The 25895-nt window shown below is 60.0% G+C and carries 23 protein-coding genes, 2 pseudogenes and 1 other annotated feature; of the genes and pseudogenes, 8 read left to right on the top strand and 17 right to left on the bottom strand.

Annotated features, from left to right (window positions below):
- Window positions 1-76: 76 nt before the first annotated feature.
- From AC1Q5A_RS15225 to AC1Q5A_RS15175, 11 genes are all read right to left on the bottom strand, one after another.
- Window positions 77-2524: an efflux RND transporter permease subunit gene (locus tag AC1Q5A_RS15225; RefSeq protein WP_492702088.1), complete on the bottom strand. Its 2448-nt coding sequence runs from the start codon at window positions 2522-2524 to the stop codon at window positions 77-79.
- A gap of 2 nt (window positions 2525-2526) precedes the next feature.
- Window positions 2527-3753, bottom strand: a complete 1227-nt coding sequence (locus AC1Q5A_RS15220) for a WD40/YVTN/BNR-like repeat-containing protein (protein WP_492702086.1) — start codon at window positions 3751-3753, stop codon at window positions 2527-2529.
- A 95-nt stretch (window positions 3754-3848) separates the two neighbouring features.
- Window positions 3849-5270: a DUF1329 domain-containing protein gene (locus AC1Q5A_RS15215; RefSeq protein ID WP_492702084.1), complete on the bottom strand. Its 1422-nt coding sequence runs from the start codon at window positions 5268-5270 to the stop codon at window positions 3849-3851.
- 18 nt (window positions 5271-5288) lie between these two features.
- A complete protein-coding gene (locus AC1Q5A_RS15210; RefSeq protein ID WP_492702082.1) occupies window positions 5289-6995 on the bottom strand; it encodes a DUF1302 domain-containing protein in 1707 nt (568 codons plus the stop codon).
- Window positions 6996-7167: 172 nt separating this feature from the next.
- Complete coding sequence (locus AC1Q5A_RS15205; RefSeq protein ID WP_492702080.1) at window positions 7168-7875, bottom strand: glutathione S-transferase family protein; 708 nt, start codon at window positions 7873-7875, stop codon at window positions 7168-7170.
- Window positions 7876-7877: 2 nt separating this feature from the next.
- The gene (locus AC1Q5A_RS15200; RefSeq protein ID WP_492702078.1) at window positions 7878-9269 is read right to left on the bottom strand and encodes an FAD-binding oxidoreductase; all 1392 of its coding nucleotides are present in this window, start codon (window positions 9267-9269) and stop codon (window positions 7878-7880) included.
- Between the two features lie 60 nt (window positions 9270-9329).
- Window positions 9330-9557 (bottom strand): hypothetical protein, encoded by a 228-nt coding sequence (locus tag AC1Q5A_RS15195; protein WP_492702076.1) that lies wholly within the window; start codon window positions 9555-9557, stop codon window positions 9330-9332.
- Window positions 9558-9773: 216 nt separating this feature from the next.
- Window positions 9774-10520 (bottom strand): SDR family NAD(P)-dependent oxidoreductase, encoded by a 747-nt coding sequence (locus AC1Q5A_RS15190; protein ID WP_492702074.1) that lies wholly within the window; start codon window positions 10518-10520, stop codon window positions 9774-9776.
- 31 nt (window positions 10521-10551) lie between these two features.
- Window positions 10552-11787: an NAD(P)/FAD-dependent oxidoreductase gene (locus AC1Q5A_RS15185; protein ID WP_492702072.1), complete on the bottom strand. Its 1236-nt coding sequence runs from the start codon at window positions 11785-11787 to the stop codon at window positions 10552-10554.
- A gap of 21 nt (window positions 11788-11808) precedes the next feature.
- Window positions 11809-12126, bottom strand: a complete 318-nt coding sequence (locus AC1Q5A_RS15180) for a 2Fe-2S iron-sulfur cluster-binding protein (protein WP_492702070.1) — start codon at window positions 12124-12126, stop codon at window positions 11809-11811.
- A 75-nt stretch (window positions 12127-12201) separates the two neighbouring features.
- Window positions 12202-12378 (bottom strand): hypothetical protein, encoded by a 177-nt coding sequence (locus AC1Q5A_RS15175; protein WP_492702068.1) that lies wholly within the window; start codon window positions 12376-12378, stop codon window positions 12202-12204.
- Between the two features lie 253 nt (window positions 12379-12631).
- Between AC1Q5A_RS15175 and AC1Q5A_RS15170 the strand changes: the two genes are divergently transcribed.
- Genes AC1Q5A_RS15170 through AC1Q5A_RS15160 form a run of 3 tightly spaced genes read left to right on the top strand, consistent with a single transcriptional unit; the run spans window position 12632 to window position 14734 of the window.
- The gene (locus AC1Q5A_RS15170) at window positions 12632-13042 is read left to right on the top strand and encodes an ester cyclase (protein WP_492702066.1); all 411 of its coding nucleotides are present in this window, start codon (window positions 12632-12634) and stop codon (window positions 13040-13042) included.
- A gap of 20 nt (window positions 13043-13062) precedes the next feature.
- Window positions 13063-13854, top strand: a complete 792-nt coding sequence (locus tag AC1Q5A_RS15165) for an SDR family oxidoreductase (protein WP_492702064.1) — start codon at window positions 13063-13065, stop codon at window positions 13852-13854.
- Window positions 13855-13876: 22 nt separating this feature from the next.
- Window positions 13877-14734 (top strand): EthD domain-containing protein, encoded by an 858-nt coding sequence (locus AC1Q5A_RS15160; protein WP_492702062.1) that lies wholly within the window; start codon window positions 13877-13879, stop codon window positions 14732-14734.
- Between the two features lie 151 nt (window positions 14735-14885).
- Here the strand turns inward: AC1Q5A_RS15160 and AC1Q5A_RS15155 are convergent, their stop codons facing one another.
- The 4 genes from AC1Q5A_RS15155 to AC1Q5A_RS15140 are packed head-to-tail and all read right to left on the bottom strand — an operon-like array spanning window position 14886 to window position 17492.
- Window positions 14886-15344: a nuclear transport factor 2 family protein gene (locus tag AC1Q5A_RS15155; protein WP_492702060.1), complete on the bottom strand. Its 459-nt coding sequence runs from the start codon at window positions 15342-15344 to the stop codon at window positions 14886-14888.
- Window positions 15345-15377: 33 nt separating this feature from the next.
- Window positions 15378-15713, bottom strand: coding sequence for a Rieske (2Fe-2S) protein (locus AC1Q5A_RS15150; protein WP_492702058.1), 336 nt, complete (start codon window positions 15711-15713; stop codon window positions 15378-15380).
- A 13-nt stretch (window positions 15714-15726) separates the two neighbouring features.
- A complete protein-coding gene (locus AC1Q5A_RS15145) occupies window positions 15727-16776 on the bottom strand; it encodes an aldo/keto reductase (RefSeq protein WP_492702056.1) in 1050 nt (349 codons plus the stop codon).
- Window positions 16773-17492, bottom strand: a complete 720-nt coding sequence (locus AC1Q5A_RS15140; protein WP_492702054.1) for a nuclear transport factor 2 family protein — start codon at window positions 17490-17492, stop codon at window positions 16773-16775. Before AC1Q5A_RS15140 ends, AC1Q5A_RS15145 begins: the two co-directional genes overlap by 4 nt.
- 244 nt (window positions 17493-17736) lie before the next feature.
- Here AC1Q5A_RS15140 and AC1Q5A_RS15135 point away from each other — a divergent pair, with 244 nt between their 5' ends.
- The 4 genes and pseudogenes from AC1Q5A_RS15135 to AC1Q5A_RS15120 all read left to right on the top strand — a co-directional run.
- A complete protein-coding gene (locus AC1Q5A_RS15135) occupies window positions 17737-18975 on the top strand; it encodes a cytochrome P450 (protein WP_492702052.1) in 1239 nt (412 codons plus the stop codon).
- A gap of 36 nt (window positions 18976-19011) precedes the next feature.
- A complete protein-coding gene (locus AC1Q5A_RS15130) occupies window positions 19012-20190 on the top strand; it encodes an alpha-hydroxy acid oxidase (protein WP_492702051.1) in 1179 nt (392 codons plus the stop codon).
- A 39-nt stretch (window positions 20191-20229) separates the two neighbouring features.
- Window positions 20230-21672, top strand: coding sequence for an aldehyde dehydrogenase (gene aldA / locus AC1Q5A_RS15125; protein WP_492702049.1), 1443 nt, complete (start codon window positions 20230-20232; stop codon window positions 21670-21672).
- Window positions 21673-21803: 131 nt separating this feature from the next.
- Window positions 21804-21932 (top strand): annotated as a pseudogene (locus AC1Q5A_RS15120) (transposase); the annotation flags it as partial.
- Here AC1Q5A_RS15120 and AC1Q5A_RS15115 read toward each other — a convergent pair.
- A pseudogene (locus AC1Q5A_RS15115) lies at window positions 21926-22515 on the bottom strand (IS3 family transposase); the annotation flags it as partial. The pseudogenes AC1Q5A_RS15120 and AC1Q5A_RS15115 overlap by 7 nt on opposite strands.
- Window positions 22119-22235, bottom strand: a sequence feature (AL1L pseudoknot). (Overlaps the previous pseudogene by 117 nt.)
- Before the next feature lie 154 nt (window positions 22516-22669).
- On the opposite strand from AC1Q5A_RS15115, the gene AC1Q5A_RS15110 reads away from it, so the two are divergent.
- A complete protein-coding gene (locus AC1Q5A_RS15110; RefSeq protein WP_492702047.1) occupies window positions 22670-23719 on the top strand; it encodes an AraC family transcriptional regulator in 1050 nt (349 codons plus the stop codon).
- Window positions 23720-24009: 290 nt separating this feature from the next.
- Here AC1Q5A_RS15110 and AC1Q5A_RS15105 read toward each other — a convergent pair.
- Window positions 24010-25895, bottom strand: a 1886-nt coding sequence (locus AC1Q5A_RS15105; RefSeq protein WP_492702045.1) for a methylmalonyl-CoA mutase family protein, incomplete at its 5' end; no start/stop codon positions are given.

The following is a 25895-nucleotide window of genomic DNA, read 5'->3' as shown; positions in this document are numbered from 1 at the left end:
ACGACCGGCACCGCAAAGGCACATCCGATATAAGGCGGGTTGGCCACCGGTGCGCATCGCTATTCGCCTACTGGCGTCAGGAAGGTTGGGCTTGGATCGACACGTGTTCGCCGGAATGTGCCAACTCCGGCCCCTGTGTCTTCGGCAACGCCGGCATCAGGAATGCAGCAAGGCTTGGAATCATGACCAGTGCACCCAGCATGTTCCAGAGGAACATAAAGGCCAGCAGTATCCCCATATTTGCCTGAAACTTTATCGGGGACCATGCCCAGGTACCTACTGCCACGGCCAGCGTTACACCGATCAGAGCCACTACCTTGCCGGTCCACTTCAGTGCATGCCTGTAGGACTCCTGCACCGACTCACCGCGCCGATGAGCCGCCAAATGCTCGGTCAGGAGATACAGGGCGTAGTCCACGCCAATGCCGACGCCCAAAGCAGTCACCGGCAGCGTGGCCACTGTCACGCCAATACCCAGCAACACCATTAACGCCTCACACAGCACGGTTGTCACGACCAGCGGAATTACTGCCAGCAGGACCGCCCGCCAGCTTCTGAACGTGATGAAGCAAAGTAGAATTACCGCCAGGTAGACATAGAACAACATCGTTCGGTTGGCGCGGGCGACGGCAATGTTGGTTGCCGCTTGGATACCCGCGTTGCCCGCCGCAAGCAAGAATTTGTAGTTGGGCGTGTCGTTCGTCTTCGCGAATGCTTGGACGGCGTCCACGACACGCGTCAGCGTCGCCGCTTTGTGGTCGCGGAGATACACGATGATCGGCGTTACCGAGCGAGCATCATTGAGCAACGACGCATCAGCGTTATAGACATTGTTGATCGCGTCCTGCACCACGAACGGGTTGCGATTTATCGTTTCCCACTTGAGCGAACCTTCGAAACCTGCGGGCGTCAATTCCCGCGCAAGGCTGGCTGCAGATACCGTCGTTTGCACACCAGGAAGCATGCGGAGCTTTTGCTCCAGGCGATCCATCTCCAGCAACGTTTCGAAGCTGACCACGCCCTGATCTGGCGTTGCAACGATCACCGCGAGCTGGTCGCTGGAGAGCGAGTAGTGATCGACGATATATTTGTTGTCCAGGTTGTACCGGGAATTCGGCCGCAGCTCCGGTGCCCCAGGATCGAGATCCCCGATTTGCTCGTGCGAAGCGACTACCGCACCCGCGGCCACGAGTATGCCGCACACCGCAAGCACGAAAACCGCGCGCCGCTTGCCAGTGAACTTCGTCAACCAGGAAACGACGGGGTGATTTCCCTCCATGCGCGCCAGACTGCGCGCAGCTGCAACTTTGCTCACTCCGGTGTAGGACAGCAGGACGGGTATGAGGATCAAATTGGTGAAGATCAGCGCCGCTACACCGATGCTGGCGGCCGCTGCGAGTTCACGGATCGCTGGAATGTTGATGATCGACAGCACTGCAAAACCCACGGCGTCGGCCAGCAACGCTGTGACGCCGCACAAGAACAAGCGCCGGAATGTGTACCGTGCACCAACGTACTTGTGTGCTCCTCGACCGATATCCTGCATGATGCCGTTCATCTTCTGCGAACCGTGCGATATGCCGATGGCGAAGACTAAAAACGGGACCAGAATGGAATACGGACCCAGCGTGAAGCCGGCAATTTTCATTATGCCAAGCTGCCAAATCACCGCGACCAGCGTGCAGCCGATGACCACCCCTGTGCTGCGCCAACAGCCAGTGTAAAAACGCAGTAGGGCCGCGATGATCAGCGCCGCGATCAGGAAATACGCGAGCACCTGCTTGACTGCGTGTATAAGGTCACCCATGAGCTGGGCAAACCCGATCACATGAATACTGACCCCGTCCGCCTCGAACCTGTTCAAACCTTCCATCTGTGCGTGAAAGTCGGCGTAATTAAGCAGCTTCCCGGTCTGTGGATCCTTGTCGATCAGCGGCACATAGAGCATGGTCGAGTGCTGATCGTTCGCAACCAACGAGCCCAGCAGGCCGGCGCGGATCACGTTCTGCCGCAGCCGGTCAATATCTGCTGCCGCGATCGGCCCCGTCGCGCTGACAGCATCGGGCATTACAGGTCCACCTGTGTAGCCTTCAGGCGTGATTTCTGTCCAGCGCACCACGGGCAACCACAGCGACTTCATGAACGAGCGGTCGACCCCCGGCAACAGGTAGACCTCATTGTTGATTTTCTGCAACGTACGCAAGTACTTTGACTGGTAAATATCCCCGTGCTTGTTCTCGACAACAATACGCACGGCGTTGCCCAAGCCATGGAGTTGCTCGTGGTACGCCTGATAGTTCTTGATGAACGCCTGCGATTGCGGCATCACCCCCTGATAGCTGACCGTCACCCGAAGTTTCGCGGCCAGCATCGCGAGCACCACGGTAGCGATGGCGCAGACCACGATAATCCAGAGCCGATGATTGAAGACAAAGCGTTCGAGCCAATTGCCGCTGCGCCGATCAAATGTATGCAGCGTCTCGACGGCAAACCCCGGCGTATCATTTGTAGTTACGTGTGCCATAGTTATTTACTGTGCCGATTCGGAGCCGAAGCTGTCTGCGCGATGCCTGGCTCGGTCAAGTGCACCCCATCCAGGCCGGTGACCAGATACCTGCCATCAGAAACCACACAAATTCCGGTATAGCGGTCACCGCGCCGCCCCTTGTCAACCGTAAATTCGGTCCCGTCACCGTTACCAACGAGTAGTTCGCCGTCGACCGTAACCAGCACGAATATATTGCTCTGCGCGTCGTAGACGCCTGCACTGATTGTCGAGCGACTGGGGGATTCGACCACCTGCCAAGTCGTGCCGCCGTCGCTGCTGCGGTAAATCGTACCTTGCAGGCCGAATGCCAGCAGCACCGTATCGGATCCCGCGACGCCGAAGAAGCTTCCGTCGTAGCCCGTCTTGAGCGACGTAAAGCTGCCCGTTGCGTTGTCGAGCCGGAATACGCCGCCGCGCTCACCGGCGACGAACAGTCGCCCGCCGATCCCACGAAGCGCATTGAGATTGAGCGTGCGTGGGTTGTCGACCCGCTCAAACGCGGGTTGCCAACTGTGTCCTCCGTCGGTCGTCGTGACCAGCGTCCCGAACGACCCTACAGCGTAGCCGGTGGACGCATCCTTGAACCAAACAGCTAGAAACGGCAGGTTGGGTCCAGTTCCAAAATTTTCCCTGACCACTTTCAGTGCGGTGGCATAGTCACGGCCAGCCACCGTTGCGCTGGCGGCGCCATCGCTCGTACTGCGGTCTGTCGTCCCGTCCCTGTTGGCGCGCGTGCCGTTGGCATCTGCGCTGGCCATTTTGTTCTCGTAATAGTGCTCGAAGACTTTCAATGCCATGCGGCCGTCGAGCTGCTTGACCCAACTCTTACCGCCATCGCTGCTATGAAGGATCACGCCGTCGTGTCCTACAGCCCAGCCGTCAGCCGGCAAAGGAAAGTAAACTGCCACCAGGTCGCTCTGTACGGGAACGTCGCTCTGTTGCCAGGATTTACCCTGGTCATCGGAATAGATGACAACCCCCCTCAGACCGACCGCCACCAGACGATTGCCTGCCTTGGCCGCGGCCAGCATCGGCCGCTCGGCGAGATTCCCAACCTTCACCGCTGCAGAATCAAGCGGATCGTGGAAAGCCGCTGAGGCGCCGGCACCGCCAGGGAACAGCAAGATCGTCACGAGAAGGGCGGCCGTTCCCAACAATCGCATGCGACACCAAAAGCCCATACCCCGGCCCTTGCGCGCACTCATTTCACTCACTGCACTCGTTGCACTCACTGCGCTATTCTCAAGTCTGGTAGCTCCGTGTCCATGGGCCGCATAAGCGGTCCATGGACGTAGCAGAATCAGCGAACGTTGGCATTCTCCATCTGGTCCGGTCCCAGACTGAGATGGAGATCTTTCGGCGACGTATAGGACCGCACGTAATTTCCCGGCAGGTTACGATCTGTATTGATCACAACATAGTTGCCCGCATGCAGGTCGTAGGTGACGAAGGTATCCATGTTCATGCCACCTACGTCGTAGGCGGGGAACACCAAATTCTGCGTTTCCCGCCAGAGTTTGTCAGAGTGGTCATACGCTTCGGCCAGAATAATCGCCCAGCTGTCCTCATCGACGTAGAACTCGCGCTTGCTATAGGCATGGCGTGAGCCTAGCTTGAGAACCGCGTCGACTACCCACACGCGGTGCACTTCCCATCGCAGCGCCGCAGGCTTGACGAATTTTGGACCGAGCGTTTGCTTGGCATCCTCCGTATTCGTGATCTTGAAATTGTTGTAAGGGACGATGATCTCTTTCTTGCCAACCAGCTTGAAATCGAAGCGATCCATGCGACCGACGAAGCCCCACGGTTCATCCCAGAACAGAATGCCGTTATATGCAGCCATCGGCACGTCATAAGCAAAGTCCGGCGCACGGCGCACCCGACGCTGACCTGGCGTATAGAACCAGATCGGCGGCGTTTTTGCCGCGTCGGGCAAGTAATAATTCAAGAAATCCGTGCCGGCGGAGGTTGGCGGCGATGTCAGTAACGTGTTGAAGCCGTAGACGGCGTTGTAAGTCTTTTCCCGGAACTCCGGATCCTCGGAAGACCACGGATGCATGTAGTAGGCGTAGAACCCCGGCAGCGCATTGGTGCTGCCCGCCGAATCCACCATGTAGCTGCTACTTTGCATCAACGAAATCGGCGGGGCAAAGCGGAACAGACTGTTCCATATCACTTCGTAACCGTTGTCCTTGTCCGGGATCGGAAACGGAATGCCTTGGAACGCCTGGCCATCGGGCGCGGTCCCAACCACCGCGTCACCTTCAGCCTTGCCCGCCAACTTGGCGGTCGTCGCATTCTTGACCGAGTTATCCAGGAACCATTTCGCGTAATGCATCGTGCGATGTGTCGGATACACATCGACCGCATAGTTCGGGAAATGCTTGAACAACGTGAGCGTGCCCGGACTCAAGTACTTCTCGTATTGCGCGAGATTCGCGTTGGTTATGGTGTACAGCGGCTTTTCATTCGCGTACGGATCCTTGTAGTTTTGTCCGCCTGGCTTGAAGCCTGCTGGTGCTTGGGCCAGACCGCCGGTGTAGGCCGGAATGGAACCATCGGCGCTGGAATTGGGGTCGGCGCCGAACAGCGTCAGCGTCGTGCCGAGCGCTTTTGCCTGATCCGGGGATACCGCAGCTGCAGCCGGCTGTGTAGCCAACAGCGTCAAGGCGAGACAGAAACCAGTGATCGCGGTAGCAACAAGAGTGGTTTTCAGTTTCATGAGTGGTTTCCTCAATAATTAGAACGAGGTCTTCAGTACCAGCGCAATCCAACCCTTGTCGTTCAACGCCACGGCACCATTGCCGCCGGTGCCGGCATACATTTCCCCACCCAATCCGTTGGGGACAAGACGGGAGGGACGGTAGTAGTAACCGGCATACTGCAGCATCAGGGAGGTGTTGGAGTTGTAGGTGGCGCGAATGCCCACCGAATACAGCTTCGCGTCCTGTGCGTAGAACGCGCCCGCGACATAGGCTGGGTTGCCATGCGCGCCATAGGTCAACGACACTGGCATGTCGAGGTTCACGTTGGGGTATACCTGCAACCACTGCGGGTCGAACAGGAAGGCAACGGCGTAGGCGTTCCTCGTCGCGCAGCCATTCCACTTGTTGGTTGAACGAGCGCCAGTAACCGCATCCGTACAACCAGGATAGCCCACCCCGTTGAACAGCGAAGCGTTCTGCGTGACCCGGGTAAGATGGGTGTAGGAAAACTCTGCAATCAGGTTTCCTGTATCCCACAAGGGCGTCGACGGCATGGTGTAGAGAATGTTACCAATGACGTTCGCGATATTTCCCGATGCGCCCTTGGCAGCTGGAGCAAACGCGCTCGCCAGTGCAGTACCCTTGCGGTACGAGGCTTCTGCTCCGAGGCTGAACAACCCAAACGTTTTTTCGAAACTGACGCCGTACAACTTGGTGTGCTGCGCGTAATCGAGATTAATGGCACCGCCGCCTCCCGGGTTGACAGACAACAGGGTCCACGGATGCGGGTCATCAAACTGGCGGTAATAAAACCCTAACGTACCGTTCAGCCAGGCAGGGGCCCACGTCGCGCGGATGCCGAAATTATCGTTGACACTGCTGGGCTCATGATCCTGCCCTGCCAGGACGGTGCCTCCCAGCGCTGCCGAGAGCGCACCACCACGATTCGGGCCCTTGTAGAGGATGTCGAATGGCCCGAGGTAAGTACCGCCTTCCGGGTAGCGGTTTGGGCGGAATTCCAGGAAGTATTCAGCGGTAAGCGACAGTTCCGGCGTTACATTGACGGACGCCATGATCTGCGACCGCGGCAGATACAGCTCCTGTAGTTCGGACCCAGGTTGGGTGAACGCCTTGTTGTAGTCGACTGAATTCTGGCCGTAGGCGATGTTGGAGAAGCCGAAGAAAAAGGCGTTGCCCCAGTACTGGGTGAAACGGCCCGCTTTCAGATAGACCGGCTTGCCACCGATGTTGGTGTTGTAAAACGCGAATGCATCCAACAACTCGCCGCCCTGCCTGGTGTATTTGTCTGTCGTCGACGAATACCTGCCACCGCTATACGTCCCGAAAAGCCCATTCGCCCCGCCGGGGAATGCAGGATTCGTCCTGACCCGATCGCTATAGGCGAAGTCATTCCAACCCGTGCCGGAAATACGAAAACCGGCATGTTCCTTGTAAACTGCCGTTAGGGAAACAATTGCGTTGATGCGGTTGGTGACGATGTCACCTGGCTTGGAAAACTTGTAGTCTCCTTCGGCAAAGAACGGATGACCACCAATACCAGGACGCATGGATTGTACGCGAGTGCCCAAGGTATATTGCAACGTCGTATCCAGGTTCACCTTCCAATCGGGGTTGGTCGCGAACAAGCGCGCTGCATGCGCCGGCGCAGCCATGACACAGGCCGTAGCCAGCGCCCCTATCGCCTTAAAAACGAACGGATTGCATCTTTTATGCCCCTTCATGACACCCCCTCCTCTGACCTTGCCTGTAAAATGAATTGTTGGAATTCAAACCAATTTATGCGCTTGGAACAAAGCCGCATATAGAAGATCGGTTACAGCAGATGGAAAAGGACGTCCATGGCCTGCCCCTCTTCACTTTGAGTCGTCCTGCCGTCGTGATTCCAGGAAAACATCATGGAAGCCCCTCGACCGCAACGTTGTGCATCGGATCGCGATAGGCTGCCCCCTTGGCGACGAGGTATTCATCGAATGCCGTCTGAAAATCCGCTAAGACGACACGCGAACTACTGCGATCTGCAACACGCACAAACCATTCGCGCAACCCGGATACCGAGTCGATTACCGACCAACGGTAGACATACCGAGTCAACCGGTCTACGAGGCTCAGGTTGTGAAACGCAAATAGGTCGGCATTGCCGTAGTGCTCACCAGCGAGATATGGCTTCATCACGGCCAATCCGCCCAGCGCCCTGGCGCCGCGATCGATGAGCGGCCGAGCCAGCTCGACCGCGGCAGGGCTGTTGGTGCCACCCATGAAAGCCCCCGGGTACAAGGTGCGCGCGGGCATCTCGATGTAACACTGCACAACATTGATGATTTGACGGGCAAGTGCGCGCTGGTATGCATCCCCTGGGTACAACGGTGGCGTCTGGATCACGTCTTCGAGGTATTCGAGGATCGCGATTGTCTCAGCGATACAGCCTTGCGGAGTTTCCAGGACCGGGATCTTGCCCATCGGATTCATGGCCAGGAATTCCGGCGTCTGGGCCGCGGGCGTATCGACTATCTCGAAGCGCACGCCTTTTTCGATCAGAGCTGCGCGAGCCGCGTTGAAATAATTGCTCACGGCGTGACCATGTAGTCGCAGGCGGCCGGGCATGCTCACGTTCGCACCACTTCTTCAGTGTCGAATATTTTCCCGGGATTGAGGATGCCGTATGGATCCAGCGTTGCCTTGATCTGGCGCATCAGGCCCAGCTCTATCTCGCTGCGCGAGATCGAAAGCCATGGCTTCTTCTCGAGGCCGATGCCGTGTTCCGCCGAAACCGATCCGCCGACGCCGGCAAGCGGTTCGTAGACGCAAGCTTCAACGTCATGACGCTCCTCGGCCACGCCGGCGCCAATGGCTATATGTAAATTGCCGTCACCGACGTGCCCCAGAAAGGCAATGGAACCTTGCGGCCATCTTGCGTGCAGCCGGGCACGGACGTCGTCCATATAGACTGCCATGTCGCCGATCGGCAATGAGATATCAAACGCATAGAACGGCTTGAAATCCCGGACGATGTGCTCCAGGTCCTCGCGGACATCCCAGATCGCCTGCCGCTCGCGTTCGGAATGGGCAAGCACGGCGTCGTCAACCAGCCCCTGTTCCATGGCAGCCGTCAAGGTACGTTCGAAGATTTCGCTATCGGCTTGCTGGTTACTGCCTAGCGACTCGACGATGACGTAGAAAGGTTTGTCCCGGGGCAGCGGTGGCGCATGCCGACCCGGAGCGGTGTTGACGTTGTAGAAGGCGTTGTCAATCAGCTCGAAGGCGCTGAGGTGGCCACCGAGCGAGGCATCCATGTGGCGCAGCAAGCGGGCGACCTGCTCGAAGCGGCTTGCGCAGACTATTGCCGTATCGTTGCTGGTTGGTTTTTCGCGCAGACGCAATACGAGGCGCGTGACCACGCCCAGCGTGCCCTCGCTGCCGATGAACAGCTGTTTGAGGTCGTAACCGGTGTTGTTCTTCAGCATGCGGTTCAGCGACGTAACAACGCGCCCGTCCGCCAGCACTACTTCGATACCCAGCACCTGCTCGCGCATCATGCCGTAGCGGAGGACCCGCTCGCCTCCGGCGTTGGTGGAAGCATTTCCTCCCACCTGGCAGGAGCCACGCCCACCCAGGTCCACCGGGAAAAACAGGCCGTCCTGTTCGACACGCTCCTGCAGGGTCTGGAGAACCACCCCCGCCTGCACGGTGGCTGTACGGTTCACGGTGTCCACCTGTTCGATCGCGTTCATCCGTTCAAGTGACACCACGATTTGACCGGGCTGCGTCTGCGTCGCCCTCACCCAACCGGACCCTCCTCCCTGAACGACTACCGGTTGGTGCGCGGCGTGGCAAAGCGCCAGGACTCTCGACATCTGCTCGGTCGATAAGGGGCGAACGATGGCGTCAGCCTCGATACGCGACATGAACACGCCGGGGTTGCGTGCGAGCACGTCGTTGCCAACGAGAACGTTCTGCTCACCAACCAACGCGCGGACGGCCGCAAGCGTATTTGGCAAGGATGAAATGGATCCCGATGGACTTCCCGTTTTCACTGCAGGGGCCTCTCCTCTCACTGTTCACTGCCGCAAACTTGGCACGCCACGATTTGCAGTCTCGTATCCGAATATCCCGGCTGCCCGCCACCCAGACCATGACGCTTTGATGAAGCGGCAGAGCAATTCGTGCCAAAACTTGTCGACGTGGCCGAACGGGTTGTCGCAGGTGAACCCGGCATCCGGCAGTGCGCCGCCGATCGACCAGGGCGCGACGCCCCGAGTGGCGTCGACACGTGCCAGATAAAGCACGCGGGCATGCCTCACCCAGCGGTGAAGAACCCATGGAAGAGGCTTTACCTACGGCACGCGGACACGCGCCGACGACGCGCGCACGGTTGGCGACGCCGTCGGACGGAGCAAGAGCAGCAGAAATCAGTCGTGCATTGCACGACTCGCGGATGTCTCAGCCACGCCCCGTCTGCGCAGCACACGGACTGCGGATCGGGGTACACCGAGAGCCGGCGTTCAATTCGCCAGGGCCAACCCGATGGCCTTCAGCGACGTTCCGACACTCCAGCCGCCATCGACCAGCAGCGTCTGGCCGGTGATGTAGGATGCATCGTCGCTGGCGAGGAAATGGATGGCCGCGGCCAGTTCCTCCGGCTTGCCCAGGCGCCCAAGCAGTGCAAACACTGACGTGTTCTTGCCGACCATGTCCGGCGCCTCGTTCATCGCCAGAGGGGTCTCGATAATACCGGGGCAAATGCAGTTCACGCGGATGCCAGCGGGAGCATATTCGACCGCAGCGGTCTGCGTCAGCGCGATGATCGCTCCCTTGGTGGCAGAGTACTCTCCCCATCCCGCAAACCCGCGAACAGCAGTGATCGACGAGATATTGATGATCGCCCCTCCAGGACGCATCCGCGCAGCCGCCTCCTTGATCCCCATCTGCACGCCGAGTTGGTTCACACGCCACAATCGTTCCGATCGCGCTGGATCCGCATCGGCCAACAAGTGACCTGAGGCGATCGCGGCGTTGTTGATCATGACATCGAGCTTTCCGCTGTGCTTGAGCACGTGCTCGCACAACGCCGTAACTTCCTCAGGCCGCGACACGTCCGTACGGCGGTACAACGCGCCTGAATCGATATCGCCCGCAATATCTGCCACCCATACCTCGGCACCCGCTTCGCGCAATCGACGCACGGTCGCCGCCCCTATCCCGGAAGCCCCGCCGGTGACCACCACGGTCTTGCCCATGACGTCAAACATGGCCGATCTCCTCGCATTCACCCCGTGCCTTTCACGCTGGCGGCACAAGTGACTTTAGTGGCGTCGCCGCATCGGCCAGCGACTCGGGGTTGATCGCAAAGTGCCCTTTGACGAGTGCCTTGCCCTGCACGAAATCGCGCACCGCATTCACGCAATCCAGTGCGATGACGCGCCCTTGCTTCAGATACACGACCGAGAACGCGCGCGTAGCCGGATCCCCGCGCACGACCACGGCATCGTGTCCAATGGACAGCCCGACGGTCTGCAGCTTCAAGTCGTATTGATCCGACCAAAACCATGGCAGGGCGCTGTAGGCTTCCTGTTGGCCGGCAATGAACTTGGCCACGACCTTCGCCTGGTCATTGGCGTTCTGTACGGACTCGAGCCTGATCGGCGTGGAGATGGCCGCGTAACGATTGTGATGCGCAGCACAATCGCCCACGGCGAAGACCCCCGGCAGACGCGTGCGGCAGTATTCGTCAACGGCGACACCGTTGCCATTTTCCAATCCAGCATTCACCAAGGGCCCAACCGACGGGACGATGCCGATGCCGACTATGACAAGATCTGCGGGAACGACGGTACCGTCCGCCAAGACGACGCCGGTCACTTTGCCATCGCGCCCTTCCAGCCGCTCAACCATCACGCCCAAGCGGACATCCACCCCATGTGCCCGGTGCTCGGCCTCGTAAAAGCGCGACAACGCCTCACCCGCCACGCGAGCCAGCACGCGGTCAAGCGCCTCCAGTACCGTCACCGGCTTGCCGAGCTTGGTCAGCACGGAAGCTGCTTCCAGGCCGATGTACCCTCCGCCGATCACGGCCACGCGGCGGACGTCGGGGAGCTCAGCCATTACCCGGTCAATGTCTGCACGGTTGCGCACGGCGTGCACCCCGGCAAGATCATTGCCTGGGCATGCCAGCCGCCTCGGCGAGCCACCGGCGGCCCAAACCAGGAATTCGTAGCCGATCTCGTCGCCCGAATCCGTCGTAACGCGTCGCCCGGCAACATCGACAGTCTCGACACGCTGGCCAAGCCGCAAGTCGATGTTGTGTTGCGCCCAGAACTCTTCGGGGTGCAGGAGCAGCTGCTTGAACTGTTTGTGCCCTGCCAGATAGTCCTTGGACAGCGGTGGCCGTTCGTAGGGGAATTCGGGCTCGTCGCCCACCACCATGATCGAGCCTTCGTACCCCTCGTGACGCAACAGCGCCGCCACTTGTGCCCCGGCCTGACCCGCGCCAACAATCACCACATCCCGTCGCTGCATCAGGCTCTCCTTCCGAAACATTCAATCTTCCGGCGCAATCTTCACGTGAAGGTCCCCGAGCTCATCGCTATACGTGATCTGGCACGACAAGCGTGACGTCGGCCCGCGATGGTCGGAACCATCCAGCAGTGCATCTTCATCCTCCTTCATCGGCTTGAGCCCGGTGAAGTCGGCTGGCTCGACGAGCACATGACACGTCGAGCAGGAGCAGGTGCCCCCGCACAGGGCGAGGATCTCGTCAACCCCGCCGGCCCGCAGGGTCTCCATCAAGCTTTGCGCGGGCACTGCGACCAGTTCCAGATGCTCCCCTGTGCGCGTCTCAACATAAATTTTTCCCATCCAAATCGCCCTTGGCTTAACCGGAATAAAAGTATCTCCCGTGTCCGGTGCGCTGCACAACGCAACCCATGTCTTTCAACGGGTCGGTAGGCGCAGTGCGCCATCGAGCCGCATCGATTCTCCCTTGCGTTCGATGTCCGTGTCGAAGACCACAACCTTGACGCTGACATCGGTGAGCCGGTGCTCGATCGCTTCACCGAGACCGGACGCTCCACCAGCTGCGACGGCAGAAATATCATGTCCCGGTTTCATGCACCCGCCAGATAGCTTCGAAACGGCATCATGTTGCATGGGATAGTGGGCATGGACCCCGGAGACTTGCCAAGCCTCAATGTGACAGGAATGGTTTTTCCGAGACAATTTCACGCGCCGGCCACCGGCTCCCTGCGTCGTGGCTGCATTCACGCTTGACGCGTTTAGCCAACCGCTGGCAGCAATCGCCATGGCCGGCAGCGACGGGCGGCACTACCGTCTGTAAACTGACCGAGCCGACGGAGCACCCAAGATGAACATGCAGTGGGCCCAATACTGGATCGGCTTGTTCGCCGACCGAACCGATGAGCTGATGTCACTGTACTCAGACAAGTTCCAGTTCGAAGACGTCAATTTCGACTTGCGCATCACCAACGACTTGCCGGCACTACGCCAATTCTTCTCCGGCTTTGTCATCAAGGATCCGACGACGGCCTACAACCGCTTCGATGTGTTCGATTATGTCGGTGACGACAAGCTGGGCTCGTTCCAATGGACTTGGGAGGCCAAGCACGCGGGCGATTTCCTCGGCGTCCCGGCCGCCGGCAAGACGACAAAGACGCGCGGCGTCACGGTAATGGGCTGGAACGACGGCAAAATTGTCCTCGAACGCAGCATCTGGGATTCCACGCCAGTTCTGCGCCAGCTCGGCGCCGTCCAGTAATGGCAGTCTCCGACCCCCACATGGCGCTGTTCTCGCTGGCCGGGAAAACCGCACTGGTGACCGGCGGAGCCAAAGGCGTGGGCGCGCTTATCTCACGCTCGCTCGCTCGCGCCGGCTGCACGGTGATCGTCACCGGTCGGTCCATTGAGGTGGGCGAGCATTTCGCTGCCGAGGTTTCGCGCAACGACGGGCCCTGTACATTCTTGTCTCACGACCTCGCTTCGATCGAAGGCATCCAGGCACTGGTCGCAGATCTGTCGCAGGCCCAGGCGCCTGCGCCACTCAGCATCCTCGTCAACAACGCCGGCACCTTCGACGCAGCCCCACTGGAGACGACATCGGCCGACCGCTGGGACGCGGTCATGGCTTTGAACCTGCGCACGCCATTCTTCATGATCAAGGAGCTGATGCCCCTGCTCGCCAGGGGCGCAGGCAAGGACGACCCGGCGCGCATCGTCAACATAGGCTCCATCGGCGGTCTGATGCCGCAGAGCAACGGCGGGGCCTACGCCTACGGCTGCGCCAAGGCGGCGCTGCACCAGTTGACACGCATGCTCGCTTCCGACTTGCGCGCCCGCAACGTCAACGTCAACGCGATTGCACCAGGATACTTCCCCAGCGACATGACGGAAGGTTTCTTCCAGGCAGTGCCGGGGTTGAGGGACAAGATGCTGGCCAGCATCCCGGCCCACCGCTTCGGCAGCCTTGAAGATATCGGCGGCTTGGTCGTATTTCTGTGTTCACGCGCAGGGGCATACATGACCGGCAATATCACGACCTTGGACGGCGGCCTGTTGACCGCTGCGGTATGAACCCGCGCAGGAGGGGCATTCAATGGCAACCGTGACCACCGTGGCGCTGATCGCGCGGAAGCAGGGAATGTCTCGCGAACTGTTCTCGCGATACTGGCGCGACGTGCACGGAACGCTGGCAGCGCGTATTCCCGGTTTCGAGACATACATTCAATATCACCTCGGCGACCCGGTGGAAGGCCTGCACTTCCCGAACTCGAACTGTGAGGCAGGGACAGGCGATCGCTTCGATGGCTTTGCCGAAGTGACCTATGCGAATGAAACCGACCGCGACGGTCTGGCCAGCAGCGACGTAGCTGCAATGATCCACGAGGATGAGCAGAACGCTTTCCGTACGACACTGCTCTACAACCTGGCTTCCAACGCCAGTCGCACTCTCTTCATCCGACCCGAGGCGGAAACGACGTCAACGACGGGGGCGTTGCTTCTGTTGTCCACGTGTAACCACGCTGACGCACTGGATGATGCATGGATCGATCGCATAGCCGTTGCTTTGGCACACCATCCCGGCATCGTGTCGATTCGCTGCCACGCCCTGGCAACCGGGAATCCTCGCGATTGGGCTACACCCAATGTGGCACATGGTGGCGATACGCCCGCCTACGATGCCATCGTGCAAGTGACCGCAAGTTCCCTGACTGCATTGGTCGCCGCGCTCTATTTGGCTCTAGCGCAAGACGCGTCGAGTTTCGCGCCGATCGGGTCGCTGCAGGTGTATCCGGTCACCGCGCGCTATGTAATGGTGGACGGCAGTCGTCCCACACTGTTGGGGTTACGCGGGAAAGACGTTCAGGACACGATTGATGCGGCAGGTGCCCGTAACCAGTGCACGCCTACGCTGCTGCAGCGATTGTACGGCACCGCCCCAGTACACAGCTGAAGCCGGCGAGCCTGCCGTTTCGGAAACTGGGTGATCGGACGCAACAAAAACGCTGTTTCACACGGCGCACTGTCCGCGGGTTACCTGCAGGCAACCGAAAATCTCGTCGAGGTGGGCTGTATGCGCGAAACCGCGAATGAAGCTCATTTATTCAGGGGGTCCCTTTCAGGGCCGCACCCACATCCCCCGTGACGTGCAACACGCGGAGTGCACGGTGCACAATGCGCCAGCCTTCCGGTCGCTGCTCCAGCCGATCCACGTATTCGCCCCACACCATCATGGTCTGGCCGACATGGGCGCCGCTGCCGGCGTGGGTCGCCTGCAGGTAACACCGTGCACCCGCCACGCCGTGCGGCGACAGTTCGATCCGAATGTTCGTGATCATATGCTGCGTGGTACCACAACGACCGAGGAAGTCGGATACCACGCCCACGACCGCCGCACGACCCTCGAAGACGCCGATGTCGCTGCCGTAATCCGCCACTGCATCGAGCGAAAACACGTGTTCCAGCGCAGACCAGTCACGCCCGTCGAGCGCTGTCGCATAGGCCAGCAGCACATCTTCGATCGCCTGCCGCTGCTTGACGTCATCACCCGAACCTACGCCCATCGTCCTGCTCCCGCCGTGCAATACGCGTGCCGTTCAAACAGCAACGAAGATGTCATCGCCCTCGACCTTCACCGTGTAGCTCTCGATCCGGAATCCGGGGTCATCGATGCAAGCGCCTGTTCCAAGGTCGTACGACAAGCCGTGCCACGGGCAGGTGACGACATTGCCATCAACCTCGCCTTCGTTCAGCGGTCCACCCGCATGCGGACAGATACTCGTCGTCGCGACAAAACCGTCCGGCACGCGAAAGATCGCGACAGGTTTGCCTTCGATTTCGACTTTCATTGCATGATCGTCTCCGAAGCCGGCAACGGAGGCAACGCGATGAAATAGCTTGGTGCCCGCTTCAGCGGTAGTGCTCGTATTCATCATGCATCCTCCATCAGTCGCGACGCGACGGGAAATTTCTGATATCGAGTCGCTCAAACATGCCGGCGTATCCGAGTGACATGGGCATGTCCCACTCCAGCATGCTGTATGGGTGCCCGGCATCGAATGCGCTGGCCGTGTCGAGTTCCAACAGCGTGGCGTCGTCGAGCACCAGCTCCGCCGCTTTCATGTTCTGTTGCACCTGTTCAGCAGACGTCGCGCCGGCAAGCGGGATGACGCCACGCGACATGATCCAGGCCAGAGCTACCTGCGAGGAGGCGACCCCGAGGCGATCAGCCACCGCATCGACCGTCGTAGCGATCGCGCGATTGCGTTCAGTCAACGACTGCAGTTGCATGGAATCGAGCCGAACGGAGCCACCGCCACGCTTCTGACGCGTGTACTTTCCGCTCAGGATCCCGCTGGCCAGTGGCGACCATGCGGTGACGCCGATACTGCATGCGCGAGCCATCGGCAGATGCTCACGTTCGATGGAACGCTGTACCAGGCTGTACTCAAGCTGCATACAGGTCACCGGCACCAGTCCACGCAGATCGCTGAACGCCTGCGCCCGCGAAACCACCCAGGCCGGCACGTCCGACAGACCGATATGCAGGATTTTGCCTGCACGCACAGCATCATCCAGCGCCCGCTGCACTTCTTCGATCGGCGTGGTGAAATCCCACCAGTGGACGTAGTAGAGATCGATGTAGTCCAGCCCCAGGCGTTTCAGGCTCGCATCCAAAGACTGCACCAGACTCTTGCGATGCACGCCTGCAGCATTGGGATCCCCCTTGCCAGGGATGGCATTGGCGTACTTCGTCGCCACCACGAAACGCTCGCGGTCGCCTTTGACGAAGCGACCGACGATGCGCTCACTCTCGCCGCCCGTGTACATGTTCGCCGTGTCGATGAAGTTGCCGCCACCTTCGACGAAGGCATCGAGCACTGGCCGCACGTCCGCCTCTGAACGGGACCACTCCGCGCCCGAACCGAAGGTCATCGCGCCGAGCGCAAGCTTGGAGACGCGCAAACCACTGCGGCCGAGGATCGAATACCTCATGCTTCGCCTAGCCCTTTGTTCTTGCGCCAGGCCTCGTCCGGCCTCGGTATCACACCCAGCTGCATGGCGAACTCGCGAAAGTTCCAATGAGAACGGCAACGCACGATTTTGCCGTCACGATAGAACTGTGTCGTGGTCCCGCGCGTGTAGGTGGTCTTTCCCTTGGCGGGGATACCGAAGAAATCGGCGTTGTGGCCCGCTTTCCAGACCCACTGCATGTAGCCCCACTCGTCATACTCGAGATCGGAGCCCGTGAGAATACCGTCGGAGAGGCGACCGAATTCACCGGCGTCCCAACCTTTCAGATCCCCTCCCTTGCGTTTCTGTGCCGTCGAGCGCGGCCGGGCCATGCCGCCGTCGTAGCTGATCACTTCGAACTCGTGAACGCCGAACGGCGAAGTGGGACCGGAGTTGTTGAAGACGACGAAGGCTTTGTACAGTTCTTCCTTGGTCGTGATGGTCTGAGCGAACTCGATGTCTTCCCAGACGAAGTCGTCCGCATAATAGCCGAGCACTTCCTCAGCGCCCTTTTTGAAAAATGCCGTGACCCAGTTCTGAGCCGATGCAAAATTTTTCTGACCGCCCCCTCCGGCCATTGCCGGCGCACCATTGTCGATCGTGGGTCCCAGGCAACTCGCCCTCAGCGAACCAACCACCTTGCGCTGGGCTCGGGACAGATGTTCGTCTTCAACCTGGTGGGCATACAGAATATGCATGTGGCGCCTCCTTCATGACGGGGTACGTACCGGATTCTTATCGCTACTGCCGTTTTGACGCCACGACTTTCGAGGCCGTTAACCGGTAAAACGTGACAAGTTGACGGTTCCGACGGGAGTTTGTCCCGGTCGGAGTATGGATGGCACGTTCCGCCATTCAGCGACTCCACACCAACGCACGATAGTTCACCCGTGCCCAGTTCGTCTCGGCAGCGGCGAGCCACGCAATTCCGGAGAAGATCTGATGACTCAGCAAAACGCCGTTCCACGCAGTGAGACCGAAAGAATTTATGACCCTCTGGATCCTGTCGTCAAACAGGATCCGTATCCGTACTACGAGAAACTGCGCCACTCCGAGCCGGTCAAATGGATGCCAAGCCTCAGGGTGTTCGCCGTCGCGGGCTACGACGAAGTGGACGCGCTGCTGAAGAACCCCAAAGTGTTCACCTCGACGCAATTCTGGCCTGAACTGCTGGGTCCTTTCGACCCGGTGCCGGAAGTACCGCCAATGATCTCGATGGACCCGCCGGATCACACACACCTGCGCAAGCTCGCGAGCACCGGTTTCCTGCCTTCCAAGGTCGCGCAACTCAAGCAGCGTGCGACGGATATCGCCAACGCCTTGATCGACGACATCAAGGCGAAATACGGCGATGAGGGTGAACTCGACTGGGTCTGGGATTTTACGGCTCTTTTCCCGGTGACCGTCATTTCGGAAGTACTCGGCATCCCGACGAAGCGCCGGGCCGAGTTCAAGGTCTGGGTCGACGATACGCTCGCGGCCTCAAGCCGCGCCGCCTACGGTGAGGAACGTCTGGCGGGTATCCGCGACAGTTCCAGGCAGCTGCGCGCGTTCTTCGAAGAACTGTATGACGAGCGGGTAAACAATCTCGGTCAGGACATGATTTCTACGTTCATCCAGGCTGAGGTGAACGGCAAGAAAATGTCACGCATCGAAGTCATCCAGATGTCGATACTGCTCCTCATCGGCGGAGTCGAAACCACGACGAACCTGCTCGGAAACACGTTGGCCCAGCTGCACAGAAGTCCAGAGGTCCATGCGCGCGTCCGCAAGGATCCTGAGCTGATCCCGGCCTTGCTCGAGGAGGTGCTGCGCTTCAATCCCCCAGTGCAGATGATTTTCCGCCACGCGACCCAGGATACCGAACTCGGCGGCGTGCAGATCCCGAAAGGCTCAGCGGTCATGCCACTGCTGGCGTCGGCAAACCGCGACGAGAAGAAATTCGCGAACGCCGATATTTTCGACTTGGGCAGGAAGCTCGAAGTACCGCTGGCAACGTTCGGCCAAGGTCCGCACTTCTGCCTGGGCAGCTTCCTGACTCGCATGGAGGCAAGACAGGCGCTCGAGGTGGTGTTCAACCGCTTCGAGGTGCTCGAACCAGTCTCCGACTCCGTTGAATGGATCGATTCCTACTTCGCCCGGGGTCCGCACCACATGCGCACCCACTTCAAACTGCGTTGAACGGTACGTTCGACTGCGAAGGAGAGCGTGCAACCCATGGAGCGCCTTGACGAATGCTTCAATCTTTCGGATTTTCGTGAAGCCGCACGACAGCGCCTGCCAGACGTGTTGTTCGATTACATCGACGGTGGTGCCGACGATGAAGTCAGCAAACGTGACAACATTGCCGCTTTTGACCGCTACCGACTGGTGCCACGCTACCTGCGAGACATCCGCAACGTCGACATGCACAGGACCGTATTTGGGTGCAAGGTGGACTGGCCTGTACTGGTTTCGCCCACTGGCATCACGCGCGCCTTCCACCCAGCCGGCGAGACGGCCGTAGCACGTGAGGCCGCAAACGCCGGCATCATCTACTCATTGTCAGGGATGGCGACGACAAGCCTCGAGGAGATTGCTGCCGCGAGCACCGGGCCGAAGCTGTTCCAGCTCTACCTGTACAACGACGACGCCCTCAATTTCGAACTGATAGACCGTTGCAAGGCAGCGCACTACGACGTGCTGTGCCTCACGGTGGATTGCGTCGCCGCGGGCTACCGCGAACGAGACTTGCGCGGCGGGCTCACGGTCCCTCCCAGCCTCAGCCGCCGCAACTTGCTCGGCTTCATGCGACATCCGTCGTGGTGCCTCCGCTACCTCGCCAGCGGAGAGCTGACACTGCCGAACATTCCCGCTAGCGATGGCAACGGGGGTATCGGTACGCTGACCGATTTCTTTGCGAAAAATATGGAGAAAAACATTACCTGGGCCGCCGTCGAGCGCCTCATGCGCCGCTGGGACGGGCCATTCGTTATCAAGGGATTGCAATCTCTCGACGACGCACGCGACGCGGCCACGGCCGGGGTCACGGGCATCATCATCTCCAATCACGGCGGACGCCAACTCGACAACGTGGCCGCCATCATCGACCGTGTTGCCGACCACGTCGACGCCGTCGGTGATCGCCTGGAAGTGGTCATGGATGGCGGCATACGTCGCGGCAGCCACATCGTTAAGGCCCTCGCCATGGGAGCCCGAGCCTGCATGATCGGTCGCCCGTATCTCTACGGACTCTCCGCCTTTGGCCAGCCAGGCGTGCATCGAGTGTTCAGCCTGTTGCGACAAGAGACTGAACGAACGATGACGTTGTTGGGTTGTCCCCATATCGACGACATCGGACGGCACCATCTCCAGGTTGCTGAGCAGCTGCCTAATTTTCTGGTCCACGGAACATAACATCGAGGCAATGTCGTCCCCTTTGCCTAGGAGTGCAAATTGAACAACGCCGATCTTTCTTTCCAGAACTACGTCGCCGGTCGCTTCGTCGCAGGCTCACCAGGTGAAATCGAGGTCCGCAATCCGGCCAGCGAAGCGCGCATCGGCTCCGTAACTAACGGCGACAACGCGCTGATGGAGGAGGCCGTCGCGTCAGCGCGTGCCGCGCAGGCCGGGTGGGCTGCCAGACCCGCGAACGAACGTGGCCAGTTTCTGCGCAAGATCGCCGCAGGCATTCGGCAGAATGCGGAACATCTTGCGCGCACGGTGATGCTTGAGCAGGGCAAGGTGTTGGCGCTTGCCCAGATGGAAGTCGGCGTTACGGCCGAATATCTCGATTACTACGCGGAATGGGCGCGGCGCATAGAAGGAGAGATTATCACCAGCGACCGCCCTCGCGAGAATATCCTGATGTTCCGCCGTCCCCTGGGAGTTGTGGCTGGCATCCTGCCGTGGAATTTCCCTCTCTTCATGGTAGCTCGCAAGTTGGCACCGGCGCTCGTTACCGGGAACACCATCGTTATCAAGCCCAGCGAGGAAACGCCGTACAGCGCGTATGAGTTCGCGAAGATAGCCGCCGATGCAGGACTGCCCGCCGGTGTTTTCAATCTTGTAGGCGGACTGGGCAAGTCCGTGGGGGCATTGCTCGCTGCCCATCCGCATGTTGACATGGTGAGCTTTACCGGCAGCGCTGCGGCTGGGTCCGCGATCATGGCAAGCGCGGCGCGCAACGTCACGAAGGTCAGTCTCGAACTCGGCGGCAAGGCGCCAACGATCGTACTGGCTGACGCGAATATCGACCTTGCGGTCAATGCGCTGCGCGCCTCCAAGTCCCTGAACAGCGGGCAGAACTGCAACTGTCCCGAGCGCGTGTACGTCGAGCGCTCGGTGTGCGCCGAATTTACCGAAAAGCTCGCTGCAGCGTTTAGCTCAATCCGGGTCGGCGACCCGCTCGGCGACAAGCCGGTGGAGATGGGGCCGCTGATTAACCGCGCAGCCGTGGACCGGCTGCAGTCGCTGGTAGACGATGCGCGACAAAAGGGCTCGGAGGTGCTGGCGGGTGGCCGCGGCACCACGGCTGGCGAAGGATGCTACTTCGAGCCGACCGTGCTTTCAGGAACGAGAGCGGACATGCAGATCATGCAACGCGAGATATTCGGACCGGTGGCCGTCGTCGACCCCATTGAAGACCTGGATGAAGCCATCGAAAGAGCGAATGACAGCGAGTACGGCCTGACCTCTTCAATCTTCACCAATAACCTGAACGCAGCGATGCACGCGATCAATTCGCTGAAATTCGGCGAGACCTATGTGAATCGCGAAAACTTCGAGGCAATCCAGGGTTTTCACGCCGGAGTACGCCGCTCCGGCTTCGGCGGGGACGACGGCAAGCATGGCCTCTACGAATACATGTACACGCAGGTGGCCTATATCCAAGGGTAAAACCTGGTTCCATCGTGTTATCAAACACGTCTGGTACATCAACACGTAAGTGTCGAAACGTAATTGACCTGCTCCCCGTCCGCCGTACCAGCCGATGGTAAGTAAAGTCCGTTCACCCGGAGAGGACGGACATGCGCAAGAGCAGATTCACCACCGAGCAGATCATCGGATTCATCAAGCAGGCCGAGGCGGGGATGGCGGTCGCCGAGCTGTGCCGCCAGCATGGTTTCAGCGATGCGATCTTCTACAATTGGCGCTCGATGGTGCAGCGGGCCACGGCCTGCCGCTTGCGCTTGATCTCTTGCCAGACCTTGCGCGCGCCGTAGACCGCCTTGTTCTCCTTCCACACCCCGGCCGATGCTTTCGCGCAACGGCAGATCCCGCTGCGCGCGCGGCGGCACCAGCGACAGATCGGCCTGCCGCGTAGCGTGCAGGTAGTACGTCGATGGGGCGATCAGTAATACCTTGCAGATCGGCTCGACCTCGTAGACCTCCTTGTTCTCGTCGATGAACACCTTCATGGCTTGAACCGGCGGTCAAGCTCCGTCTGGGCAAAATACGCACTGGCCTTGCGCGGGGTCTCATTGGCCTGCCGCAACTTACGCACCTCGCGTTCCAGCGCCTTGATCCGCTCGCGCTCTTCCGCCGTCGACCCGGCGCGCAAGCCTTGGTCACGCTCGGCCTGCCTTACCCAGCGGGGCGCAACGTCTCCGGTGTGCAACCGATCTTGGCACCGATCGACCCGATGGCTACCCATTGCGAACCGTGCTCGCCCTGGTGCTCCAGCATCATCCGCGCCGCCAGCGCCCTGACCTGCGCCGAGTACCGCTTCCCTGTGTTCATGCCCCATCCTCTCAAAGAATGGAGTCTCCGGGAAAGCCGGGGCGATTCAGTCGTTGGAAGAGGCAGTCAGTTGAGCCGCCGTACCAGCCGTAGTAGGCTGAAGCCCAGTTCTATGCAAAGCCTAGGGGAGCACGGAGCCTAGAGGGGTGGATTAATGGTCAAGTCAGGTCTTTCGGGGTGGGCGCTTGCCATCGCGCGCACACTGGACAGTGAGGGTGTTCCTTACGAGCCTATCTTCATGAAGCTAGGCATGGACCTTGCCTTTTTGATGGATGGCAACAACCGGTATTGGCAAAATTCGATCAGCCAACTGTGGGGTATCGCCGTTGACGAGACGCGCGATCCCTATTTCGGGCTGAGACTTTCCGAGCATATCCGCCCGTCGACGTTCCACATCGTAGGGTACGCGATGAGTTGTAGCGCGACGCTCGGTACAGCGCTGCTGCGTTTTGCACGCTACGCCAAGTTGATCTCCGACTCGGCAACGATAGGGCTAGCCACCGGCGACGATCATTGGCGCCTCGATTTCAAATTTGATACCGGGGTCCAGCTACTCTCGCAGAACATCGATGCTGTGGTGGCGGGCGTCCTGCGTTTCAGCCGTTGGATAGGAGGCGCGGATCTCGTACCAGTCGCAGTGCGCTTCCGGCATCCGCTACCCGAGGGAGCGGAGTCGCAGGAGTACGAGAAGTTATTCAGGTGCCCGGTTTACTTCGATCAACCGGAAGATTCGATCACGTTCCACGCTGGCGATATGGACCGGGGCATCCTGTCCGCCAGCGAGCATGTGGCCTGTGTCCTCGACGATATGGCGGCCAGGCAATTGGCAGAACTGTCGGGACGTTTTTCCGCTCAGGTGCGTAAATGTTTGGCCGACCAGTTTTCGCTCGGCCAGATTTCAAAGCAACGGACGGCCTCTCTTATGCACATGACCGAGCGCACGTTGTTACGGCGCCTCCGGGACGAAGGCACAACGTTCCGTGATGTGCTGGACAATCTACGTGAGGAGCTAGCGTACAAATACATGCGCTGTCCCACGACGACACTGGATGAGGTGTCCTTGAAGCTTGGTTTTTCGGATGCCAGCGCATTCTCGCGTGCATTCAAGCGGTGGACAGGCAATCGACCCAGTTACGTTCGGCAAAATTTCGTACAGGACAATCAGGGAGCACGGCTCGCAGCTGAAAATTCGGCTCACACATGAATTCACTGAGCGCCGAACCAGCTCGATCGCGATGATTCTCGCGGCTGCGATGACCGAGCTCGGCGCGGGCAGTGATCTGGACGGGCTGAGAAGCAACGCCGAGGACAGTGGCGACCACTGATTTATCAACAGTTCCTATATCTCTAGCGACCAGCTTGCTGGGTTGGTTGTGGCTCGTGCCGTCGGGGTTTCGATTATATCCGGGTGTATCGAGCCCCCGCCCTGCGTAACCTTCAGGTTTTCCCCAATCCGTCGTCTCATCTCGACTTGGCAATGCCACGCGCTGGAAACTACATATTCCGCCGGTATTCCCCCCCCACCTCATACAACGCATGGCTGATCTGCCCCAGCGAGTTGTACTTCACCGCTTCCATCAGCTGCTCGAACACATTCCCCCGCTCCCGCGCCGTGTTCTGCAGCGTGCGCAAGCTCGCCGGCACCAGTGAGTTCCGTGCCTCGCCATACGTCTTCACGTTGGCGATCTGCGCCCCCTTCTCCTCCTCGGTCGAGCGGATCAACTCGATCTCGGTGGCGATCTCCCCACCGTGGTCCTTGGGCAGGAAGGTATTCACACCGATCAGCGGCAACGAGCCATCGTGCTTCTTGTGCTCGTAGTACATCGACTCTTCCTGGATCTTGCCGCGCTGGTACATGGTGTCCATCGCGCCGAGCACGCCACCGCGCTCGCTGATCGCCTCGAACTCCTTGTACACCGCTTCCTCGACCAGGTCGGTGAGGGTGTCGACCACGTAGCTGCCCTGCCACGGGTTCTCGTTGAAGTTGAGGCCGAGTTCCTTGTTGATGATCATCTGGATCGCCACCGCGCGGCGCACGCTTTCCTCGGTGGGCGTGGTGATGGCTTCGTCGTAGGCGTTGGTGTGCAGGGAGTTGCAGTTGTCGAACAGCGCGTACATCGCCTGCAAGGTGGTGCGGATGTCGTTGAACTGGATCTCCTGCGCGTGCAGTGAGCGGCCCGAGGTCTGGATGTGGTACTTCATCATCTGGCTGCGACTGCTGGCGCCGTAGCGCTCGCGCATGGCGCGAGCCCAGATGCGGCGGGCGACGCGGCCGATGACGGTGTACTCCGGATCCATGCCGTTGGAGAAAAAGAACGACAGGTTCGGCGCGAAGTCGTCCACCTTCATGCCGCGGGCGAGGTAGTACTCGACGATGGTGAAGCCGTTGCTCAAGGTGAAGGCGAGCTGGCTGATCGGGTTGGCGCCGGCTTCGGCGATGTGATAACCGCTGATGCTCACCGAGTAGAAGTTGCGCACCTTGTGGTCGACGAAATACTGCTGGATGTCGCCCATCATGCGCAGCGCGAATTCGGTGGAGAAGATGCAGGTGTTCTGCGCCTGGTCTTCCTTCAGGATGTCGGCCTGCACGGTGCCGCGCACCTGGGTCAGCGTGTCGGTCTTGATGCGCGCATAGGTGTCGGCATCGACCAGTTCGTCGCCGGCGACGCCGAGCAGGCCGAGGCCCAGGCCGTTGTTGCCCTGGGGCAGCTCGCCCTGGTACTGCGGGCGCTGGCGGCCTTGGTACAGCTTGGCGATGGTCTTTTCCGCCGCGGCCCAGCGGGCGTCGTCGGCCTTGAGGTACTTTTCGACATTCTGGTCGATCGCGGTGTTCATGAACATCGCCAGGATCATCGGCGCGGGGCCGTTGATAGTCATCGACACCGAGGTGCTGGGCGCGCTGAGGTCGAAGCCGGAGTACAGCTTCTTCATGTCGTCCAGCGTGGCGATGTTGACGCCGGAGTTGCCGATCTTGCCGTAGATGTCGGGGCGCGGCGCCGGGTCTTCGCCGTACAGGGTGACCGAGTCGAACGCGGTGGACAGGCGCGTGGCCGCGCCGCCCTGGCTGAGATAGTGGAAGCGGCGGTTGGTGCGCTCGGGCGTGCCTTCGCCGGCGAACATGCGGGTGGGATCTTCGCCGCTGCGGCGGTACGGGTACACGCCGCCGGTATACGGGTAGTGGCCCGGCAGGTTCTCGCGGCCGAGGAAGCTCACCAGTTCGCCCCAGTCCTTCGACTTCGGCGGCGCCACCTTGGGCACCTTCTGGTGGCTCAGCGATTCGCGGTAGTTCTCCACGCGGATGACCTTGTCGCGCACCTTGTATTCGTTGACGTCGGCGGTGACCGAGGCGTACAGCGCCGGCCACTCGCGCAGCTGGTGGA

The sequence above is a fragment of the Rhodanobacter sp. GW835-FHT13D09 genome, assembly GCF_058793995.1.
The sequence above is the reverse complement of the archived record's forward strand: the minus strand, read 5'-3'. Positions and strand labels throughout refer to the sequence as shown.

Excerpts from the sequence above, each read along its gene's own strand:
- AC1Q5A_RS15135 (WP_492702052.1), top strand. The coding sequence starts at position 17,737 with ATGACTCAGCAAAACGCCGTTCCACGCAGTGAGACCGAAAGAATTTAT.
- AC1Q5A_RS15190 (WP_492702074.1), bottom strand. The coding sequence starts at position 10,520 with ATGTTTGACGTCATGGGCAAGACCGTGGTGGTCACCGGCGGGGCTTCC.
- AC1Q5A_RS15155 (WP_492702060.1), bottom strand. The coding sequence starts at position 15,344 with ATGGGCGTAGGTTCGGGTGATGACGTCAAGCAGCGGCAGGCGATCGAA.
- AC1Q5A_RS15205 (WP_492702080.1), bottom strand. The coding sequence starts at position 7,875 with ATGCCCGGCCGCCTGCGACTACATGGTCACGCCGTGAGCAATTATTTC.
- AC1Q5A_RS15210 (WP_492702082.1), bottom strand. The coding sequence starts at position 6,995 with ATGAAGGGGCATAAAAGATGCAATCCGTTCGTTTTTAAGGCGATAGGG.
- AC1Q5A_RS15130 (WP_492702051.1), top strand. The coding sequence starts at position 19,012 with ATGGAGCGCCTTGACGAATGCTTCAATCTTTCGGATTTTCGTGAAGCC.
- AC1Q5A_RS15185 (WP_492702072.1), bottom strand. The coding sequence starts at position 11,787 with ATGCAGCGACGGGATGTGGTGATTGTTGGCGCGGGTCAGGCCGGGGCA.
- AC1Q5A_RS15180 (WP_492702070.1), bottom strand. The coding sequence starts at position 12,126 with ATGGGAAAAATTTATGTTGAGACGCGCACAGGGGAGCATCTGGAACTG.
- AC1Q5A_RS15175 (WP_492702068.1), bottom strand. The coding sequence starts at position 12,378 with ATGAAACCGGGACATGATATTTCTGCCGTCGCAGCTGGTGGAGCGTCC.
- AC1Q5A_RS15140 (WP_492702054.1), bottom strand. The coding sequence starts at position 17,492 with ATGCATATTCTGTATGCCCACCAGGTTGAAGACGAACATCTGTCCCGA.
- AC1Q5A_RS15160 (WP_492702062.1), top strand. The coding sequence starts at position 13,877 with ATGGCAACCGTGACCACCGTGGCGCTGATCGCGCGGAAGCAGGGAATG.
- AC1Q5A_RS15170 (WP_492702066.1), top strand. The coding sequence starts at position 12,632 with ATGAACATGCAGTGGGCCCAATACTGGATCGGCTTGTTCGCCGACCGA.
- AC1Q5A_RS15145 (WP_492702056.1), bottom strand. The coding sequence starts at position 16,776 with ATGAGGTATTCGATCCTCGGCCGCAGTGGTTTGCGCGTCTCCAAGCTT.
- AC1Q5A_RS15220 (WP_492702086.1), bottom strand. The coding sequence starts at position 3,753 with ATGAGTGCGCGCAAGGGCCGGGGTATGGGCTTTTGGTGTCGCATGCGA.
- AC1Q5A_RS15110 (WP_492702047.1), top strand. The coding sequence starts at position 22,670 with ATGGTCAAGTCAGGTCTTTCGGGGTGGGCGCTTGCCATCGCGCGCACA.
- AC1Q5A_RS15165 (WP_492702064.1), top strand. The coding sequence starts at position 13,063 with ATGGCGCTGTTCTCGCTGGCCGGGAAAACCGCACTGGTGACCGGCGGA.
- AC1Q5A_RS15225 (WP_492702088.1), bottom strand. The coding sequence starts at position 2,524 with ATGGCACACGTAACTACAAATGATACGCCGGGGTTTGCCGTCGAGACG.
- AC1Q5A_RS15150 (WP_492702058.1), bottom strand. The coding sequence starts at position 15,713 with ATGAATACGAGCACTACCGCTGAAGCGGGCACCAAGCTATTTCATCGC.
- AC1Q5A_RS15215 (WP_492702084.1), bottom strand. The coding sequence starts at position 5,270 with ATGAAACTGAAAACCACTCTTGTTGCTACCGCGATCACTGGTTTCTGT.